Annotated in this window: 15 protein-coding genes, 2 tRNA genes and 1 pseudogene; 15 read left to right on the top strand and 3 right to left on the bottom strand. The window is 72.4% G+C overall.

Annotation, left to right across the window (positions count from 1 at the left end):
• Positions 1–202: 202 nt before the first annotated feature.
• Positions 203–616 carry an SsgA family sporulation/cell division regulator gene (locus tag O7609_RS01195; protein WP_219089995.1) on the bottom strand — a complete coding sequence of 138 codons (414 nt, stop codon included), beginning with the start codon at positions 614–616 and terminating at the stop codon, positions 203–205.
• Positions 617–896: 280 nt separating this feature from the next.
• Between O7609_RS01195 and O7609_RS01190 the strand changes: the two genes are divergently transcribed.
• From O7609_RS01190 to O7609_RS01175, 4 genes are all read left to right on the top strand, one after another.
• A tRNA-Val gene (locus O7609_RS01190) sits at positions 897–968 on the top strand.
• 138 nt (positions 969–1,106) lie between these two features.
• Positions 1,107–1,178, top strand: a tRNA-Val gene (locus O7609_RS01185).
• Between the two features lie 180 nt (positions 1,179–1,358).
• Positions 1,359–3,338: a threonine--tRNA ligase gene (thrS, locus tag O7609_RS01180; RefSeq protein ID WP_269733045.1), complete on the top strand. Its 1,980-nt coding sequence runs from the start codon at positions 1,359–1,361 to the stop codon at positions 3,336–3,338.
• A 154-nt stretch (positions 3,339–3,492) separates the two neighbouring features.
• A complete protein-coding gene (locus tag O7609_RS01175) occupies positions 3,493–4,053 on the top strand; it encodes an HIT family protein (protein ID WP_269733044.1) in 561 nt (186 codons plus the stop codon).
• Positions 4,054–4,086: 33 nt separating this feature from the next.
• Here O7609_RS01175 and O7609_RS01170 read toward each other — a convergent pair whose 3' ends face one another.
• A complete protein-coding gene (locus O7609_RS01170) occupies positions 4,087–5,754 on the bottom strand; it encodes a hypothetical protein (protein WP_269733043.1) in 1,668 nt (555 codons plus the stop codon).
• Between the two features lie 93 nt (positions 5,755–5,847).
• Positions 5,848–8,047: pseudogene (locus O7609_RS01165) on the bottom strand (elongation factor G-like protein EF-G2).
• 221 nt (positions 8,048–8,268) lie between these two features.
• Between O7609_RS01165 and pgsA the strand changes: the two are divergent.
• From pgsA to yajC, 11 genes are all read left to right on the top strand, one after another.
• Positions 8,269–9,030 (top strand): phosphatidylinositol phosphate synthase, encoded by a 762-nt coding sequence (gene pgsA / locus O7609_RS01160; protein WP_269733042.1) that lies wholly within the window; start codon positions 8,269–8,271, stop codon positions 9,028–9,030.
• A complete protein-coding gene (locus tag O7609_RS01155; RefSeq protein WP_269733041.1) occupies positions 9,027–9,947 on the top strand; it encodes a phosphatidylinositol mannoside acyltransferase in 921 nt (306 codons plus the stop codon). Before pgsA ends, O7609_RS01155 begins: the two co-directional genes overlap by 4 nt.
• Positions 9,944–11,092 (top strand): glycosyltransferase family 4 protein, encoded by a 1,149-nt coding sequence (locus tag O7609_RS01150; RefSeq protein ID WP_269742933.1) that lies wholly within the window; start codon positions 9,944–9,946, stop codon positions 11,090–11,092. The genes O7609_RS01155 and O7609_RS01150 overlap by 4 nt, the downstream gene beginning before the upstream one ends.
• A gap of 21 nt (positions 11,093–11,113) precedes the next feature.
• Positions 11,114–11,719, top strand: coding sequence for a hypothetical protein (locus O7609_RS01145; protein ID WP_269733039.1), 606 nt, complete (start codon positions 11,114–11,116; stop codon positions 11,717–11,719).
• A gap of 232 nt (positions 11,720–11,951) precedes the next feature.
• Positions 11,952–12,866: a pyridoxal 5'-phosphate synthase lyase subunit PdxS gene (gene pdxS / locus O7609_RS01140; protein ID WP_308119112.1), complete on the top strand. Its 915-nt coding sequence runs from the start codon at positions 11,952–11,954 to the stop codon at positions 12,864–12,866.
• A 96-nt stretch (positions 12,867–12,962) separates the two neighbouring features.
• On the top strand, positions 12,963–13,553 hold the full coding sequence (gene pdxT / locus O7609_RS01135; protein WP_269733038.1) for a pyridoxal 5'-phosphate synthase glutaminase subunit PdxT: 591 nt from the start codon (positions 12,963–12,965) through the stop codon (positions 13,551–13,553).
• Positions 13,554–13,612: 59 nt separating this feature from the next.
• Positions 13,613–14,365: a YebC/PmpR family DNA-binding transcriptional regulator gene (locus O7609_RS01130; RefSeq protein ID WP_269733037.1), complete on the top strand. Its 753-nt coding sequence runs from the start codon at positions 13,613–13,615 to the stop codon at positions 14,363–14,365.
• Positions 14,366–14,528: 163 nt separating this feature from the next.
• Positions 14,529–15,092 carry a crossover junction endodeoxyribonuclease RuvC gene (gene ruvC, locus O7609_RS01125; RefSeq protein WP_269733036.1) on the top strand — a complete coding sequence of 188 codons (564 nt, stop codon included), beginning with the start codon at positions 14,529–14,531 and terminating at the stop codon, positions 15,090–15,092.
• The gene (gene ruvA / locus O7609_RS01120) at positions 15,089–15,712 is read left to right on the top strand and encodes a Holliday junction branch migration protein RuvA (RefSeq protein WP_269733035.1); all 624 of its coding nucleotides are present in this window, start codon (positions 15,089–15,091) and stop codon (positions 15,710–15,712) included. Before ruvC ends, ruvA begins: the two co-directional genes overlap by 4 nt.
• A 36-nt stretch (positions 15,713–15,748) precedes the next feature.
• The gene (gene ruvB / locus O7609_RS01115; RefSeq protein ID WP_269733034.1) at positions 15,749–16,867 is read left to right on the top strand and encodes a Holliday junction branch migration DNA helicase RuvB; all 1,119 of its coding nucleotides are present in this window, start codon (positions 15,749–15,751) and stop codon (positions 16,865–16,867) included.
• 263 nt (positions 16,868–17,130) lie between these two features.
• Entirely contained in the window at positions 17,131–17,604 is a 474-nt protein-coding gene (gene yajC, locus O7609_RS01110; RefSeq protein WP_269742932.1) for a preprotein translocase subunit YajC, read from the top strand.
• Positions 17,605–17,651 lie beyond the last annotated feature (47 nt).

Genomic DNA, 17,651 nt, shown 5'->3' with positions numbered 1-17,651 from the left:
CCGGTGTTCAGGTCTGCTTCCATCGTCCGTCATCGCCCGTCGGACGCGACGGCGATGCCGCTGCGTCATCGCCCGGAGACTCTAGCTGGTTCCCGACACGCCGATGCCGCCACCACGTGACCGTGGCGGCGGCATCGGCGTACCGCGTGGGTGAGGAGTCCGGGCCGTCGCCCCGAGTCGGACGGCACGGAGGTTGAGGGGCTCAGCTCTCCGCGAGGATCTGCGAGAGCTCGGTGTCGAGGTCGAAGTGACGGTGTTCGGTGCCGGGGGGCACGGCGGAGTCGGTCCGCTTCAGGAACGACTCCAGGGCCCGTGCTGGGGCCTCCAGCAGGGCCTCGCCCTCCGGCGAACTGAGGGCGATGCACACGACGCCCTGCCCGTGGCTTCGGGAGGGCCACACGCGGACGTCGCCGGTACCGGTCGGGCGGTGGAGGCCCTCGGCCAGGAGATCGCGGGCGAAAACCCACTCGACGGTCTCCTCGGCACCGGTGTGGAAGGTCGCATGCACGGCGTAGGGGTCGGCCGTGTCATACCGCAGGCCCGCGGGTACAGGCAGGGAGGACTCGCTCGATACAACGAGGCGCAGGTGCAGCTCGCAGCTGACCGTGGTGTTCATAAGCGCCAGGGCCTTTCGCTCAGTGTGCGCTCGGGGGTTCGCACGTCGGCGAAATCGACATGCCACCTACCAGCCGGTTGTAAACCCCTCTGACCGATTTGTTCCGCTTCAAGTCGTTCGCCTAGCGGATCGGCCCCTGTGGGGGTTCGTCCAACCCGGTGAACGCGCCCCCGGGGCGGGGGCCGCGCGCTGGTCACGCTGCGTGTCCGCGCTCTCGCCGCCCAACGTCGACCATGGTCATCGGGCCGACCGGGATGGGGTAGTGTTGGCGCCGCACCGCGGGCGATTAGCTCAGTGGGAGAGCGCTTCGTTCACACCGAAGAGGTCACTGGTTCGAACCCAGTATCGCCCACCGCGTTGCCCGGGCCCGGAAACCAGTCGTTTCCGGGCTCGTGGTGTCCGCGCCGTGCGGGGCGCCCGGGCGGTGTATTCCGGTTTGGTGGAAGCCGGAAGCCGCCTGTATGGTTCTCTCCGTGCCGCAGGGCACAGGGGGCGATTAGCTCAGTGGGAGAGCGCTTCGTTCACACCGAAGAGGTCACTGGTTCGAACCCAGTATCGCCCACTTCCACACCAGCCGGTCCGGCGCAGCCGCGGACCGGCTTTCGTGTTCTTCCGGCACCCCGTGCCGCCGCCTCGCGGACGCCGCCGGAATCCGTTTCGCGCCGCACCCCGCGGGCTCGGTACGATTCGGGTCCGTCCGGGCGCCCGCCCGGCGGGCCCGCACAGCCAAGGGAGAGTTCCGGTGTCCGACGTCCGTGTGAACATCCAACGCGATTCCGAGTGGGAAGAGCGCGTGGTGACCACGGGCACGACGGCCGCCGCGCTCTTCGAGGGCGAGCGCACCGTCGTCGCCGCCCGTGTCGGCGGACAGCTGCGGGACCTGGCCTACGAGCCGGCCGACGGCGAGACCGTCGAACCCGTGGAGATCTCCAGCCCCGACGGTCTGGACATCCTGCGGCACTCCACCGCCCACGTCATGGCGCAGGCGGTCCAGGAGCTCTTCCCCGAGGCCAAGCTCGGCATCGGCCCGCCCATCCGGGACGGCTTCTACTACGACTTCGACGTCGACCAGCCCTTCCACCCCGACGATCTCAAGCGCGTCGAGAAGAAGATGCAGGAGATCATCAAGCGCGGTCAGCGTTTCTCGCGCCGCGTCACCAGCGACGAGGACGCCCGCGAGGAGCTCGCCGGCGAGCCGTACAAGCTGGAGCTGATCGGGCTCAAGGGCTCGGCGGCCGAGGCGGCCGAGGGCGCGTCCGCCGAGGTCGGCGCCGGCGAGCTGACCATCTACGACAACCTCGACCCCAAGACCGGCGCACTGTGCTGGAAGGACCTCTGCCGCGGTCCGCACCTGCCCACCACCCGCACCATCCCGGCCTTCAAGCTGATGCGGTCCGCCGCCGCCTACTGGCGGGGCAGCGAGAAGAACAAGCAGCTCCAACGCATCTACGGCACGGCCTGGCCCTCCAAGGCCGAGCTGAAGGAGCACCTGGAGTTCCTCGCCGAGGCCGAGAAGCGCGACCACCGCAAGCTCGGCGCCGAGCTCGACCTGTTCTCCGTCCCGGAGGACATCGGCTCCGGCCTGGCCGTCTTCCACCCGCGCGGCGGCATCATCCGGCGCGTCATGGAGGACTACTCGCGGCGCCGGCACGAGGAGTCGGGCTACGAGTTCGTCTACACCCCGCACGCCACCAAGGGACAGCTCTTCGAGAAGTCCGGGCACCTGGACTGGTACGCCGACGGCATGTACCCGCCCATGAAGCTCGACGAGGTACACGACTACTACCTCAAGCCGATGAACTGCCCCATGCACAACCTGATCTTCGACGCCCGGGGGCGCTCCTACCGCGAACTGCCCCTGCGGCTGTTCGAGTTCGGGACGGTGTACCGGTACGAGAAGTCCGGCGTCGTACACGGCCTGACCCGCGCCCGCGGCTTCACCCAGGACGACGCGCACATCTACTGCACCAAGGAGCAGATGGCGGACGAGCTGGACTCGCTGCTGACCTTCGTGCTCAACCTCCTGCGCGACTACGGCCTGGAGGACTTCTACCTGGAGCTGTCCACCAAGGACCCGGAGAAGTACATCGGCTCCGACGAGAACTGGGAGGAGGCCACCCGGACGCTGCGGGAAGCGGCGGAGAAACAGGGGCTCGAGCTCGTGCTGGACCCGGGCGGCGCCGCCTTCTACGGCCCGAAGATCTCCGTCCAGGCCAAGGACGCCATCGGCCGGACCTGGCAGATGTCCACGATCCAGGTCGACTTCAACCTGCCGGAGCGATTCGAGCTGGAGTACACCGCCGCCGACGGCTCCCGGCAGCGTCCGGTGATGATCCACCGCGCCCTCTTCGGCTCCATCGAGCGGTTCTTCGCCGTCCTGCTGGAGCACTACGCCGGTGCCTTCCCGGCCTGGCTGGCGCCCGTCCAGGCCGTCGGCATCCCGATCGGCGACGACCACGTGCCCTACCTGGAGGAGTTCGCCGCCGAGGCGAGGAAGCGCGGCCTGCGCGTGGACGTGGACTCCTCGGCCGACCGGATGCAGAAGAAGATCCGCAACGCCCAGAAGGCCAAGGTCCCCTTCATGGTCATCGCCGGTGACGAGGACATCGCGAACGGAGCCGTCAGCTTCCGCTACCGCGACGGCTCGCAGAAGAACGGCATCCCCCGCGAGGAGGCCCTCGCGGAGATCGCCCGCGTCGTCGCCGAGCGCGCACAGGTCTGACCGCGCGCACCGGCCCGGCGAGAGCGCCGAACGCAGCCGGCCCGTGGGGCCCCGTCGCCTGCGACGGGGCCCCACGGCCGTGGCGGGCCGGGCTGCTCCGGTGGCCGCAGGCGGCCCCCGGGCCCGGCGACACGCCGAGCGGCGGGTACGCCATATGCTGGCACGCATGAGCAGCGAGCCGGAACAGCAGATCGGGGTAGGGGCGCCGGACGCCTTCCAGCGCTTGTGGACGCCGCACCGGATGGCGTACATCCAGGGCGAGAACAAGCCCTCGGGCCCGGAGCCCTCCGACGGGTGCCCGTTCTGCGTGATCCCGGAGAAGAGCGACGAGGACGGGCTGGTCCTCGCCCGCGGTGAGCACGTCTACGCCGTGCTCAACCTCTACCCGTACACGGGCGGTCACTGCATGTCCGTGCCCTACCGGCACGTAGCGGACTACACCGAGCTGACGACGGCCGAGACGGCCGAGCTGGCCGAGTTCACCAAGCGGGCCATGACGGCCCTGCGCAAGGCCTCGGGCGCGCACGGCTTCAACATCGGACTCAACCAGGGCACCGTGGCCGGTGCGGGTATCGCCGCCCACCTGCACCAGCACGTGGTGCCGCGCTGGGGCGGGGACACGAACTTCATGCCCGTCGTGGGCCACACCCGCGTCCTGCCGCAGCTGCTGGCCGACACCCGGCGCATGCTGGCCGAGGCGTGGCCCGCGAGCTGACGCGGGCCACGCGCCCCCAGCCCTCGTGCGGGGTCAGACGGTGTACTGGTCGGCGTTGCCGGGCGCCGGGGCCTGCACCTGCCCGCTGAGGAAGGCCGAGCGGGCGCCGAACTTCTCGGTGTCCACGCCGTTCTCCTCCAGCACCTTGATCGCCGCGGCGTGCACGACGCGCAGTACGGGGGTGGCGGCGCGCAGGGCGTCGTCGGCCATGAAGCGGTGCCGCCAGGGCTGGTTGGCCCAGGTGTGGCGCAGCCCGAACGGCTCGGGCAGGGTGAGCTTGCCGCCGAGGAAGTCCAGCACCGGCGGGAACCACGTCAGCGGCGCCCGGGCCGCCAGCCGGACGACCTCCTTGGTCTCCACCAGCGGCAGCGGGACCGACTTCGTCTCCCAGAACTTGACGGACCGGGCGACCTCCTTCGACTTCGGCGAGGGCTTGGTCGTGAACAGCGGGTGCACCGGGCCGAGGGCGTGGCCGGTGACCTCGATGCGCAGGGTGTGGTGCAGCACCGTCACGGTGATCATCATGGTGAGGATGAGCTGGCCGTCCCACAGGACGAACTGCACCCCCAGGTAGTGCCGGCTGCCGCTGCCGAACTGCTGCTCGTTGCAGATCCGCTGGATCTCGAAGTCCTTCACCTGGAAGGACTCCACCTCCTGCCCGTCCGGCCGGGAGACGGCCGAGGCGCCCTCGCCCACGGGGGAGACGATCCAGTGCCGTATCGAGGGCGTGGGGAAGCCGCCGGTGTGCAGCGGGGTCCGCTCCAGCAGCCGCAGCTTGGCCTCGATGGCCCGCACGACGTCCCAGCTGCGGAACGGGTTGATGTCGTCCATGCCCGCGGCGGGTTTGAGGTCCTCCGCGAGGTGCCAGCTGCCCCAGCGGGTACCCATGCCGAGTATGCCCTTGGGGCCCGCGTAGAAGACGACGTTGCTGTTCTGCTCGGCCGCGACCTTGGTCAGCGCCTGGCGCAGTTTCTCCGCCTCCCGGTCGTTCGGGTTCTGCGGGACGGCCTCCGGGATGCGGGCGCCGACCCCGCCGCCCCCCAGCAGGGAGGACCAGAAGCCGCGCAGGTCCTTGGCGTACGTCTCGCAGATCCGCTTCGCCCACAGCCAGCCGACCACCGGAGCGGCGAGCATGGCGAGCAGGTAGAGGCCGAGGAGGCCCCCTACCGGCAGCGCGACCCCCACCACCAGGACGAGTGCGGCGAAGGCCAGCAGCGCGGCCACCCCCAGTGCGCCAGCGCGGCGGTTCTGCGCCCCGGCCATGGTGCGGCGCAGCTGGAAGCCGGCGAGCCACAGCAGCACGCCGGGAAGGAACAGCAGCCCGCAGACGGCCATCACCAGCGTCAGCTTGGCGTCGCGCGCCTTGCGGATACGGCCCGCCGCCAGGCAGTGGTCGACGACGGTCATGGCGTCGGTGCCGAAGGACTGGATGAGCGCGGCGCGGCCGCCGCCCAGCATCCGCACCCGCACCGCACGGGAGAAGGCCTCGCCGAGATTGGGCTCGAACAGCGAGAGCTTCGGCTCCTTGACCTTCGTGGCCTCGTTGGCCTTGACGAGATCGGTCACCGGGCCGTCCCGGTAGGCGGCCGAGGCCAGGGCGTAGGTGGTCGTCGTCTGCCCTGAGCCGCCGCTCAGCGGGACCTGCGCACCCGGACTGAAGTCCACCTCCACGCCGTGCTTGTGGTCGTCGAACCCTGCCACACGTGCCCCCACTCCTGTCCGCGCCGGGCCACCGACCCGATCCCCGCCGGACCGGGCCGCGAAACGTCTGTCGGAGTGTCAGGGTATCGGTGCTCAGCCCCCGTTCTCCTCCGCTTCGCGGATCCTGTCCGCGATCTGTCCGGGCATGGCCTCGTGCCGGACGTAGGCGCGGGCGAACCGGCCGCTGCCGTGGGAGAGGGAGCGCAGGTCCACGGCGTACCGGCTGATCTCCAGTTCGGGCGCCTCCGCCCGCACCAGGGTGGTGGAGCCGTCGCTCTGCTCGGTGCCGAGGACTCGCCCCCGGCGCCCCGCGAGGTCGCTCAGGACCGCTCCCACGTAGTCGTCCGGCACCTGGATCGTCAGCTCCGCGTAGGGTTCCAGGAGATGGATCGACGCGGCGGCCGCCGCCTCGCGCAGGGCGAGGGCGCCGGCGGTCTGGAACGCGGCGTCGGAGGAGTCCACCGAGTGGGCCTTGCCGTCCAGGAGCGTGATCCGCACGTCCACCAGCGGATGGCCCGTCGTTACCCCCCTTCGCGGCCTGCGCCCGCACGCCCTTCTCCACCGAGGGGATGAACTGCCGTGGCACGGCGCCCCCCACCACCCTGTCGGCGAACTCGATGCCGGTGCCCACCGGCAGCGGCTCTACGCGGATCTCGCAGATGGCGAACTGCCCGTGCCCGCCGGACTGCTTGACGTGCCGCCCACGCCCCGAGGACGGCGCGGCGAACGTCTCCCGCAGGGCGATGCGGTGCGGTTCGGTGTCCACCCGCACCCCGTAGCGCGAGCGCAGCCGTTCCAGCGCCACGTCCCGATGGGCCTCGCCCAGACACCACAGCACGATCTGGTGGGTGGCGGGGGACTGCTCCAGCCGCATCGTCGGGTCCTCGGCGACGAGCCGGGCCAGTCCCTGGGAGAGCTTGTCCTCGTCGGCCTTGCTGTGGGCCCGGATGGCCACGGGCAGCAGTGGGTCGGGCATCCGCCAGGGCGTCATCAGCAGCGGGTCGTCCTTGCCGGAGAGCGTGTCGCCGGTCTCGGCCCGGGTCAGCTTGGCCACGCAGGCCACGTCCCCGGCGACGGCGTGGGCCAGGGTGCGCTGCTGCGCCCCGAAGGGGGAGGTGAGGGCGCCGACGCGTTCGTCGACGTCGTGGTCCTCGTGGCCGCGGTCGGCCAGCCCGTGGCCGGAGACGTGGACGACGCTGTCGGGCCGCAGGGTGCCCGAGAAGACCCGCACCATCGAGATCCGGCCGACGTACGGGTCGGAGGTGGTCTTGACGACCTCCGCCGCCAGCTGCCCGGCGGGGTCGCAGCGCAGCGCGGGGCGCGGGGCCCCGTCCGGGGAGGTGACCGCCGGGAGCGGATGCTCCTCGGGCGTGGGGAAGCCGCCGGTGACCAGCTCCAGCAGCTCCAGGGTGCCCAGCCCGTGCCGGGCGCCGGGCGCGGCGGGCGCCGCGGCCAGGACGGGGTGGAACGCTCCGCGGGCCACGGCCTTCTCCAAGTCCGAGACGAGCGTCGTGACGTCGACGTTCTCGCCGCCCAGGTAGCGGTCCATGAGGGTCTCGTCCTCGCTCTCGGCGATGATGCCCTCGATCAGGCGGTTCCTCGCCTCCTCGATCACCGGGCCCTCGCCGTCGTCCGGGGCCCGGTCGACGCGCTCTCGGCCCGAGTAGTCGAACACCCGGCGGGACAGCAGCCCGTACAGGCCCTGAACCGGGGCGTGGCCGTCGGCGCCGGGCTGCCCGTGCAGCGGCAGGTAGAGCGGGAGGACGGCGTCCGGGTCGTCCCCGCCGAAGGCCTCCTGGCAGCGCCGCGTCATCTCCGAGAAGTCCGCGCGCGATGCCTCCAGATGGGTGATGACGATGGCCCGGGGCATGCCGACGTCCGCGCACTCCTGCCAGATCAGCCGGGTGCCCGCGTCGACGCCGTCCGCCGCCGAGACGACGAAGAGGGCGGCGTCCGCCGCCCGCAGCCCGGCCCGCAGCTCCCCGACGAAGTCCGCGTACCCGGGAGTGTCGAGGACGTTGATCCGGATGCCGTCCCACTCCAGCGGCACGAGCGACAGCTGCACCGAGCGGTGCTGGCGGTGCTCGATGGCGTCGTAGTCCGACAAGGCCGCCCCGTCCTCCACCCGCCCGGCTCGCTGCACGGCTCCCGAGGCCAGGGCCAGGGCCTCGACCAGCGTCGTCTTCCCGGATCCGCTGGGGCCGACCAGCACCACGTTGCGCAGTGCGCTGGGGTGGTCGGCCGCCCTCGCCCCGCGGGGGGCTCCTGAGGGTGTACGCGCCTTGTCGGCCATGACATCCCGCCTCTTCAGCTCGAAGGTCGGCAGCGTGCTGTCCGCGGTGCAGTTCGAGCTTTGCACCGGGATCACCCCGCGTCCATACGGCGTACTCCCGCCCCGGGCGCTACCGGTCGGTACCGAGGGTGATCCGGGCGTCCCGGGGGCGCCCGGCGTGACTACGATGGGTCGGCCGGTGGCAGGAGGCCGCCGGGCCCGCACCGACCTCCGGGACGACCATGCTGAACAAGTACGCGCGTGCGTTCTTCACGCGTGTCCTGACCCCGTTCGCCGCGCTGCTGCTGCGGTGGGGGGTGAGTCCTGACGCGGTCACCTTCGTCGGCACGGCGGGTGTGGTGGCCGGTGCCCTGGTGTTCTTCCCCTTGGGAGAGTTCTTCTGGGGCGTCGTCACCATCACGCTGTTCGTCTTCTCCGACCTCGTCGACGGCAACATGGCGCGGCAGTTGGGCCGCAGCAGCCGCTGGGGCGCGTTCCTGGACTCCACGCTGGACCGGGTCGCCGACGCGGCCGTGTTCGGCGGCCTCGCGCTGTGGTACGCGGGCGACGGCGAGAACCTGCTGCTGTGCGCGGTGGCGCTCTTCTGCCTCGCGAGCGGGCAGGTTGTCTCCTACACCAAGGCCCGCGGCGAGAGCATCGGCCTGCCGGTGAACGTCAACGGGCTGGTCGAGCGCGCCGAGCGGCTGGTGATCACCCTCGTCCTGACCGGTCTCGCCGGCCTGTCGACGTTCGGCGTCCCGCACATCGACGTCCTGCTGCCGCTCGCGCTGTGGATCGTCGCCGTGGGCAGCCTGATCACGCTCGTGCAGCGGATGGTGACCGTCCGCCGGGAGGCCGCGGAGGCCGACGCCGCCGCCGGAGCGGACGCGCCGGACGGGACCGGCGCGCCGGACGGGACCGGGGCGGACGGAGCGGGCGGGCCCGCCGGGTCCGCCCACCCGGCGGCGAACGGCACGGAGCAGTCGAGGGGGAACCCGGCATGAGGGAACGGCTCACCGACGGGCTGTACGGGCTCGGCTGGGCCGCCGTCAAGCGGCTCCCGGAGGGCGCGGCCGTCCGGCTCGGGCAGCGCGTCGCGGACACGGCCTGGAAGCGCCGCGGCCGGGGGGTGCTGCAGCTGGAGGCGAACCTGGCCCGGGTGGTGCCGGACGCCTCCCCGCAGCGGCTCGCCGAGCTCTCCCGCGCGGGCATGCGCTCGTACCTGCGCTACTGGATGGAGAGCTTCAGGCTTCCCGCCTGGAGCGAGGAGCGGATCGCGAACGGGATACAGGTCAAGGACCTCCACCGGCTCACCGATCCGCTGGAGCGCGGCCAGGGCGTCGTCCTGGCCCTGCCCCACCTGGCCAACTGGGACCTGGCCGGTGCCTGGGTCACCACCCATCTCAAGGCGCCGCTGGCCACCGTGGCCGAGCGGTTGAAGCCGGAGTCGCTCTACGACCGCTTCGTCGCCTACCGTGAGTCGCTGGGCATGGAGGTGCTCCCGCACGACGGCGGTACCCCGTTCGGGGTGCTGGCCCGGCGGCTGCGGGCCGGGGGCGTCGTCGCCCTCGTCGCCGACCGCGACCTGTCCGCCTCCGGCGTCGAGGTCGAGTTCTTCGGCGAGACGGCCCGCATGCCCGCCGGTCCCGCCCTGCTCGCCCAGCAGACCGGCGCCGTGCTGCTCCCCGCCAGCCTCTGGTTCGACGACTCGCCCGTGCTGCAGTGCCGGGTGCACCCCGCGGTCCAGGTGCCGGAGGAAGGCACGAGGAAGGAACGGACCGCCGTCATGACGCAGCACCTCGCCGACGCCTTCGCCGAGGCCATCGCCGCCCACCCCGAGGACTGGCACATGCTCCAGCGGCTGTGGCTCGCCGACCTGCCCGCGTCCGCCGCCGAGCGCCCCGGATCGGAGCACCGGTGAGAATCGGCATCGTCTGCCCGTACTCCTGGGACGTCCCCGGGGGCGTGCAGTTCCACATCCGGGACCTGACCGAGCATCTGATCCGGCTCGGCCACCAGGTGTCGGTGCTCGCTCCGGCCGACGACGACACCCCGCTGCCGCCCTACGTCGTCTCCGCCGGCCGGGCCGTGCCCGTTCCCTACAACGGCTCGGTGGCGCGGCTCAACTTCGGGCTGCTGTCGGCCGCGCGCGTGCGCCGCTGGCTGTCCGACGGCGACTTCGAGGTGCTGCACATCCACGAACCGGCCGCGCCCTCGCTGGCCCTGCTGGCCTGCTGGGCGGCCCGGGGACCGATCGTCGGCACCTTCCACACCTCCAACCCGCGCTCGCGGGCGATGATCGCGGCCTACCCGATCCTGCAGCCCGCGCTGGAGAAGATCAGCGCGCGCATCGCGGTCAGCGAGTACGCCCGCCGCACGCTGGTGGAGCACCTGGGCGGGGACGCCGTCGTCATTCCCAACGGCGTCGACGTCGGGTTCTTCGCCGACGCCGAGCCGAAGGCGGAGTGGCAGGGCGAGACGATCGGCTTCATCGGCCGCATCGACGAGCCCCGCAAGGGGCTGCCCGTGCTGATGCGCGCCCTGCCCGCCATCCTTGAGGCCCGCCCCGGGGCCCGGCTGCTGGTCGCGGGCCGGGGGGACGAGAAGGAGGCCGTCGCCGGGCTGCCGCCCGGCCTGCGGGACCGGGTGGAGTTCCTCGGTATGGTCAGCGACGAGGACAAGGCGCGGCTCCTGCGCAGCGTCGACGTCTACGTCGCCCCCAACACCGGGGGGGAGAGCTTCGGCATCATCCTCGTCGAGGCGATGTCCGCCGGCGCCCCGGTGCTGGCCAGCGACCTGGACGCCTTCGTGCAGGTGCTCGACGGCGGCCGGGCGGGTGAGGTCTTCGCGAACGAGGACGCCGACGCCCTAGCCCGCGGCGCGGTCGCCCTCCTCGCGGACGAGGGGCGCCGCCGCGAGCTCACCGAGCGGGCGGGCCGGCACGTGCGCCGCTTCGACTGGACGACGGTGGGCGCGGACATCCTGGCCGTCTACGAGACGGTCACCGAGGGGGCGGGCGCCGTGGCCGCGGAGGAACGGCCCCGCACCTTCCGGCTCCGCGGATAGGGGCGGATAGGGTGAGCCCCCGTGACTCCCCTCGCCTGGATCATCTGGACCACCGTCGCGCTGGTGCTCGTCGGCGTCTACCTGAGCTGGACGGCCGGCCGGCTGGACCGCCTCCACGCCCGCATCGACGCGGCCCGGGCCGCGCTGGACGCGCAGCTGCTGCGCCGGGCCTCCATCGCCCAGGAGATCGCCACGGCCGGAGTGTTCGACCCCGCCGCCTCGATGCTCCTCTACCAGAGCGCCCATGACGCCCGCTCGGCCCCGGAGGAGCAGCGGGAGGTGGCCGAGAGCGAGCTGAGCCAGGCGCTGCGGGCCGTGCTCGGCGACGCGGAGCCGGTGGCCGCGGTGCGCGGGGTGCCCGGGGGCGAGGAGTCGGCCGCGGAGCTGGCCGAGGCGGTCCGCCGGGTGCCGATGGCGCGCCGCTTCCACAACGACGCCGTCCGGGCCGCGCGGGCGCTGCGGCGGCACCGCACGGTCCGCTGGTTCCGCCTCGCGGGGCACGCGCCGTTCCCGCTCGCCTTCGAGATGGACGACGAGCCGCCGCAGGCCTTGGTGGACCGGGCGAACGGCGAGGACCGGACTGCTGAACGCGGCCCGGCGGGCACCGACCGCGGACCGGGCCACTGACGGCGGACCGGGCCACTGTCGCCGGATTGGACCTTTGCCGGTCACCTGGCGGCAGGGTTTTATCAATCGTGGAGCATGATCGGTCGCGAAGTGGACTTCGTGGCCGATCCGGGTGAGCAGGGCGGCGGGCCTACGATGGGTCCGTCGGACTGTATGCCGCCAAAGCCCGGTATACGGGCCCCCGTCATCCGCTGCCGTTTCTGTCGCCTTTGAACGTCGAGTGAGGTCAACCGTGTCCAGCACGTCTCCCAGCACATCCACCGGCCCCGAGACCGGCACCGCACGCGTCAAGCGCGGTATGGCCGAGCAGCTCAAGGGTGGCGTGATCATGGACGTGGTCACGCCCGAGCAGGCGAAGATCGCCGAGGACGCGGGCGCGGTGGCCGTCATGGCGCTGGAGCGCGTCCCGGCCGACATCCGCAAGGACGGCGGCGTGGCCCGCATGTCCGACCCGGACATGATCGAGGGCATCATCGACGCCGTCTCCATCCCGGTGATGGCCAAGTCCCGCATCGGCCACTTCGTGGAGGCCCAGGTCCTCCAGGCCCTCGGTGTGGACTACATCGACGAGTCCGAGGTGCTCACCCCGGCCGACGAGGTCAACCACAGCGACAAGTTCGCCTTCACCACGCCCTTCGTCTGCGGTGCCACCAACCTGGGCGAGGCCCTGCGCCGCATCGCCGAGGGCGCGGCCATGATCCGCTCCAAGGGCGAGGCCGGCACCGGCAACGTCGTCGAGGCCGTGCGCCACATGCGTCAGATCAAGGGCGAGATCGCCCGGCTGAAGGGCCTGGACAACCACGAGCTCTACGCCGCGGCCAAGGAGCTGCGCGCCCCCTACGAGCTGGTCGCCGAGGTCGCCGAGCTGGGCAAGCTGCCCGTCGTGCTGTTCTCCGCCGGCGGCGTGGCCACCCCGGCCGACGCCGCGCTGATGCGCCAGCTCGGTGCCGAGGGCGTCTTCGTGGGCTCCGGCATCTTCAAGTCCGGTGACCCGGCCAAGCGTGCCGCCGCCATCGTCAAGGCCACCACCTTCTTCGACGACCCGAAGATCGTCGCCGACGCCTCCCGCAACCTGGGCGAGGCCATGGTCGGCATCAACTGCGACACCCTCCCCGAGGCGGAGCGCTACGCCAGCCGCGGCTGGTGACACCCGTCCCGGCCTCCGTGTCGTGACCACCGCAGCCTGACCGGGCGGCCCGGGCCAACGGCCCCGGCCGCCCGCCGCTCGTCAGAGAGGTATCCCGTGAGCAATCCCCACATCGGCGTCCTCGCCCTCCAGGGCGACGTCCGCGAGCACCTGGCCGCCCTCGACGGCGCCGGTGCCACGGCGCGCCCCGTCCGCCGTGCGGAGGAGCTGGCCGCGGTGCACGGCCTGGTCATACCGGGCGGCGAGTCCACCACCATGTACAAGCTCGCCCACGTCTTCGGCCTGCTGGAGCCGCTGCGCGAGCGGGTCCGGCAGGGCCTGCCGGCCTACGGCTCCTGCGCCGGCATGATCATGCTGGCCGACAAGATCCTCGACCCGCGCTCCGGCCAGGAGACGATTGGCGGGATCGACATGATCGTGCGCCGCAACGCCTTCGGGCGGCAGAACGAGTCCTTCGAGGCGGCCCTCGACATGACCGGGGTCGCCGGCGGCCCGGTGCAGGGCGTGTTCATCCGGGCGCCCTGGGTGGAGTCCACCGGAGCGGCCGTGGAGACGCTCGCGCGGATCGACGGCCACCCGGTGGCGGTGCGCCAGGGCAACCTGCTGGCCACGTCGTTCCACCCCGAACTGACCGGCGACCACCGGGTACACGAGCTGTTCACCGCGATGGTGCGCGCGGCCCATTGACGCGCTGACGGTAGGATCGGCGCGTTGGAACCTGTTGGTGACTGTGAAGGAGCGAGGCTGTGTCCGGCCACAGTAAGTGGGCAACCACCAAGCACAAGAAGGCCGTGATCGACGCCAAGCGCGGCAAGCTCTTCGCCAAGCTGATCAAGAACATCGAGGTGGCGGCCCGGATGGGCGGGGCGGACCCGGACGGCAACCCCACGCTCTACGACGCCATCCAGAAGGCGAAGAAGCAGTCGGTCCCCAACAAGAACATCGACAGCGCGGTCAAGCGCGGCGCCGGCCTTGAGGCGGGCGGCGCCGACTACGAGACGATCATGTACGAGGGCTACGGCCCCAACGGCGTCGCCGTGCTGATCGAGTGCCTGACGGACAACCGCAACCGGGCCGCGTCCGACGTCCGCGTCGCCATGACGCGCAACGGCGGCTCCATGGCGGACCCGGGCTCGGTCGCCTACCTCTTCAACCGCAAGGGCGTCGTCGTCGTGCCCAAGGCCGAGCTGACGGAGGACGACGTGCTCGGGGCCGTGCTCGACGCGGGCGTCGAGGAGGTCAACGACCTCGGCGAGTCCTTCGAGGTGCTCAGCGAGGCGACGGACCTGGTGGCGGTGCGCACCGCCCTCCAGGAGGCCGGGATCGACTACGACTCCGCGGACGCCAACTTCGTCCCCACCATGCAGGTGGAGCTCGACGAGGAGGGCGCGAAGAAGATCTTCAAGCTGATCGACGCGCTGGAGGACAGCGACGACGTGCAGAACGTCTTCGCCAACTTCGACGTCCCCGACGACGTCATGGCCAAGGTCGACGCCTGACGGCCGGGGAACCGAGCCTGCCGCACGAGGGGCCGCACCGGGGATGACGACACTCCCCGGTGCGGCCCGCCGCGTTGTCGGAGGCGGCGGATAACCTGCCGTACAGCCGACGGAGATCCACCGGGGATGCACCGGGGCCGACGTACGAGAGGGGTGTGGCGCGTTGCGCGTGCTCGGCGTGGACCCGGGGCTCACGCGGTGCGGCGTGGGCGTCGTCGAGGGGACGGCGGGCCGGCCGCTGACGATGGTCGCGGCGGGCGTCGTCCGCACCCCCGCCGAGGCCGAGGTGCCGCGGCGTCTGGTGGAGATCGAGCGCGGGCTGGAGGAGTGGCTCGACGAGCACCGGCCCACGGCCGTCGCCGTGGAGCGGGTCTTCAGCCAGCACAACGTGCGCACGGTCATGGGCACCGCCCAGGCCAGCGCCGTCGCCATGCTGTGCGCCGCCCGCCGCGGCCTGCCGGTCGCCCTGCACACCCCCAGCGAGGTCAAGGCGTCCGTCACCGGCAGCGGCCGGGCCGAGAAGGCCCAGGTCGGTGCCATGGTGACGCGGCTGCTGCGGCTGTCCGAGGCGCCCCGGCCCGCCGACGCCGCCGACGCCCTCGCCCTGGCCATCTGCCACATCTGGCGCGCCCCCGCGCTGGGCCGCCTCCAGCAGGCCCGGCGGCTGCACGCCGCGCCCCCGCGCCCAGCGCCGCTCCCGCACTCACCGAAAGGCCCCCGCCGATGATCGCGTTCGTCCAGGGACCCGTGGCCGCCCTCGCGCCGGACACCGCCGTCATCGAAGTCGGCGGCGTCGGCATGGCCGTCCAGTGCGCGCCCGCCACCTTGGCCGGGCTCCGCACGGGCGAGGAGGCGCGCCTGGCCACCTCGCTCGTCGTCCGGGAGGACAGCCTCACCCTCTACGGCTTCGCGGACGACGACGAACGCCAGGTGTTCGAACTCCTGCAGACCGCCAGCGGCGTCGGCCCCCGGCTGGCGCAGGCCATGCTGGCCGTCCACCGTCCCGACGCCCTGCGCCGCGCGGTGGCCGCGGGGGACGAGAAGGCCCTCACGGCGGTGCCCGGCATCGGCAAGAAGGGGGCGCAGAAGCTGCTGCTGGAACTGAAGGACCGGCTCGGCGCCCCCGTCGGAGCGCCTCCGGCCCCCGCCGCCGGAGCCGCGGCGGGGGCCCCCTGGCGGGACCAGCTCCACTCCGCGCTGCTCGGTCTCGGCTACGCCGCCCGCGAGGCGGACGAGGCCGTCTCCGCCGTGGCCCCGCTGGCCGACGAGCAGTCGGCCGGGGGAGGCCGGCCGCAGGTCGCCGTGCTGCTGCGGGCGGCCCTGCAGACCATGAACCGCACCCGCTGACGCGCCCGCCGCCGAGGCCCGACGAGAGATCCGAGCATGACCTGGGACGACCACAGCGCACAGGACCACGGCCAGGAGCCGTCGGGCGAGGGGGCGCCGCACGGCGGCGAGCGGCTCGTCGGGGCCGGCGCCGACACCGACGACACCGCGGTCGAGGCGGCCCTGCGGCCGAAGACGCTCACCGAGTTCGTCGGTCAGCCCAAGGTGCGCGAGCAGCTCGACCTCGTGCTCCGCGCCGCCCGGCAGCGCGGCGCCACCGCGGACCACGTGCTCCTCTCCGGTGCCCCCGGGCTCGGCAAGACCACCCTCTCCATGATCATCGCTGCCGAGATGGGCGCCCCCATCCGGATCACCTCCGGCCCCGCCATCCAGCACGCGGGCGACCTCGCGGCGATCCTCTCCTCCCTCCAGGAGGGCGAGGTGCTCTTCCTGGACGAGATCCACCGCATGTCCCGGCCCGCCGAGGAGATGCTGTACATGGCGATGGAGGACTTCCGGGTCGACGTCGTCGTCGGCAAGGGGCCCGGGGCCACCGCCATTCCGCTGGAGCTGCCGCCGTTCACCCTGGTCGGCGCCACCACCCGGGCCGGGCTGCTGCCGCCGCCGCTGCGCGACCGCTTCGGGTTCACCGCGCACATGGAGTTCTACGAGCGCCCCGAGCTGGAGCGCGTCCTCCACCGCTCGGCGGGACTGCTGGAGGTCGAGGCGGACGCCGAGGGCGCGGCCGAGATCGCCTCCCGCTCGCGCGGCACCCCGCGCATCGCCAACCGGTTGCTGCGCCGCGTGCGCGACTACGCCCAGGTCAAGGCCGACGGCGTCATCACCCGGGAGATCGCCGCCCAGGCCCTGGCCGTGTACGAGGTCGACGAGCGCGGTCTGGACCGGCTGGACCGCTCGGTGCTGCAGGCACTGCTGAAGCTGTTCAACGGCGGGCCCGTCGGCGTCTCCACACTGGCCGTGGCGGTGGGGGAGGAGCGGGAGACCGTCGAGGAGGTCGCCGAGCCCTTCCTCGTGCGGGAGGGCCTCCTCGCCCGTACGCCCCGCGGCCGCGTCGCGACCCCGGCCGCCTGGGCACACCTGGGTCTGACCCCGCCCACACCCGCCGCCGGGTCCCCGGCCACCCCTCCCGGTCAGGGCGGGCTGTTCGACGGTTGACGTCGCCCCGGGCGCCGCAGCGCGTCAGGACGGGTGAAGCGGCGGCCGGCCCCCGTAACCGGTTTCGGTGGCGGTTCTTCCCCGGATATCCGGCAGCGGGAGGGCCCGGTATTCGTGGTTCGCGGAACCGGGGTGCCATGCTGGACGTTGTTCCACCGGTGGGGCCTCCCTTAGACTCCGCCGATGCCGTCCCTGTGGCCGGCGCACCCATCCTCATACACCCCCCAGGTCGCTCGCGACCCTGCAAAGGACATTCTTCCGCCGTGGATATCGCATTTCTCCTTCCTCTCCTCATCCTGATCGGCTTCATGTTCCTGATGACGCGATCGGCCAAGAAGAAGCAGCAGCAGGCCATGCAGATGCGTGATCAGATGCAGCCGGGTACGGGTGTGCGCACCATCGGCGGCATGTACGCGCGGGTCAAGGAGGTCGGCGACGACACGGTGACCCTCGAGGTCGCCCCCGGCATGCACGCCCTCTACGCCAAGAACGCGGTGGGCGCGGTGCTGGAGGGCGAGGAGTTCGACCGCATCGTCCACGGTGCCCACGCCGAGGGCGACGACGCCCCGGTGGTGCCCGACGACGCCTCCACCCTGACCGGTCCGGTGGGTTCCGCCGACGAGGACGGCGATGGAAAGATCGGGCTCAGCAAGGAGAGCGGCCCGGCCCCCGCCGACAACGCGGACGGGGAGCCCGAGGACACCGAGCGCGACGGCGAGGACGGCCAGAAGAAGTAGGCCCCCGTGCCGCCGGGCCCACCGGTCCGGCGGCGACGCACGTTCGC

Origin of the sequence: Streptomyces sp. WMMC1477 (assembly GCF_027460245.1) — a bacterium.
GTDB lineage: Bacteria > Actinomycetota > Actinomycetes > Streptomycetales > Streptomycetaceae > Streptomyces.
This window is presented reverse-complemented; position numbering and strand designations above follow the sequence as displayed.

Coding starts and splice junctions, on each gene's coding strand:
- pgsA (WP_269733042.1), top strand. CDS start 8,269: ATGCTGAACAAGTACGCGCGTGCGTTCTTCACGCGTGTCCTGACCCCG.
- O7609_RS01175 (WP_269733044.1), top strand. CDS start 3,493: ATGCTGGCACGCATGAGCAGCGAGCCGGAACAGCAGATCGGGGTAGGG.
- O7609_RS01155 (WP_269733041.1), top strand. CDS start 9,027: ATGAGGGAACGGCTCACCGACGGGCTGTACGGGCTCGGCTGGGCCGCC.
- O7609_RS01195 (WP_219089995.1), bottom strand. CDS start 616: ATGAACACCACGGTCAGCTGCGAGCTGCACCTGCGCCTCGTTGTATCG.
- ruvB (WP_269733034.1), top strand. CDS start 15,749: ATGACCTGGGACGACCACAGCGCACAGGACCACGGCCAGGAGCCGTCG.
- ruvA (WP_269733035.1), top strand. CDS start 15,089: ATGATCGCGTTCGTCCAGGGACCCGTGGCCGCCCTCGCGCCGGACACC.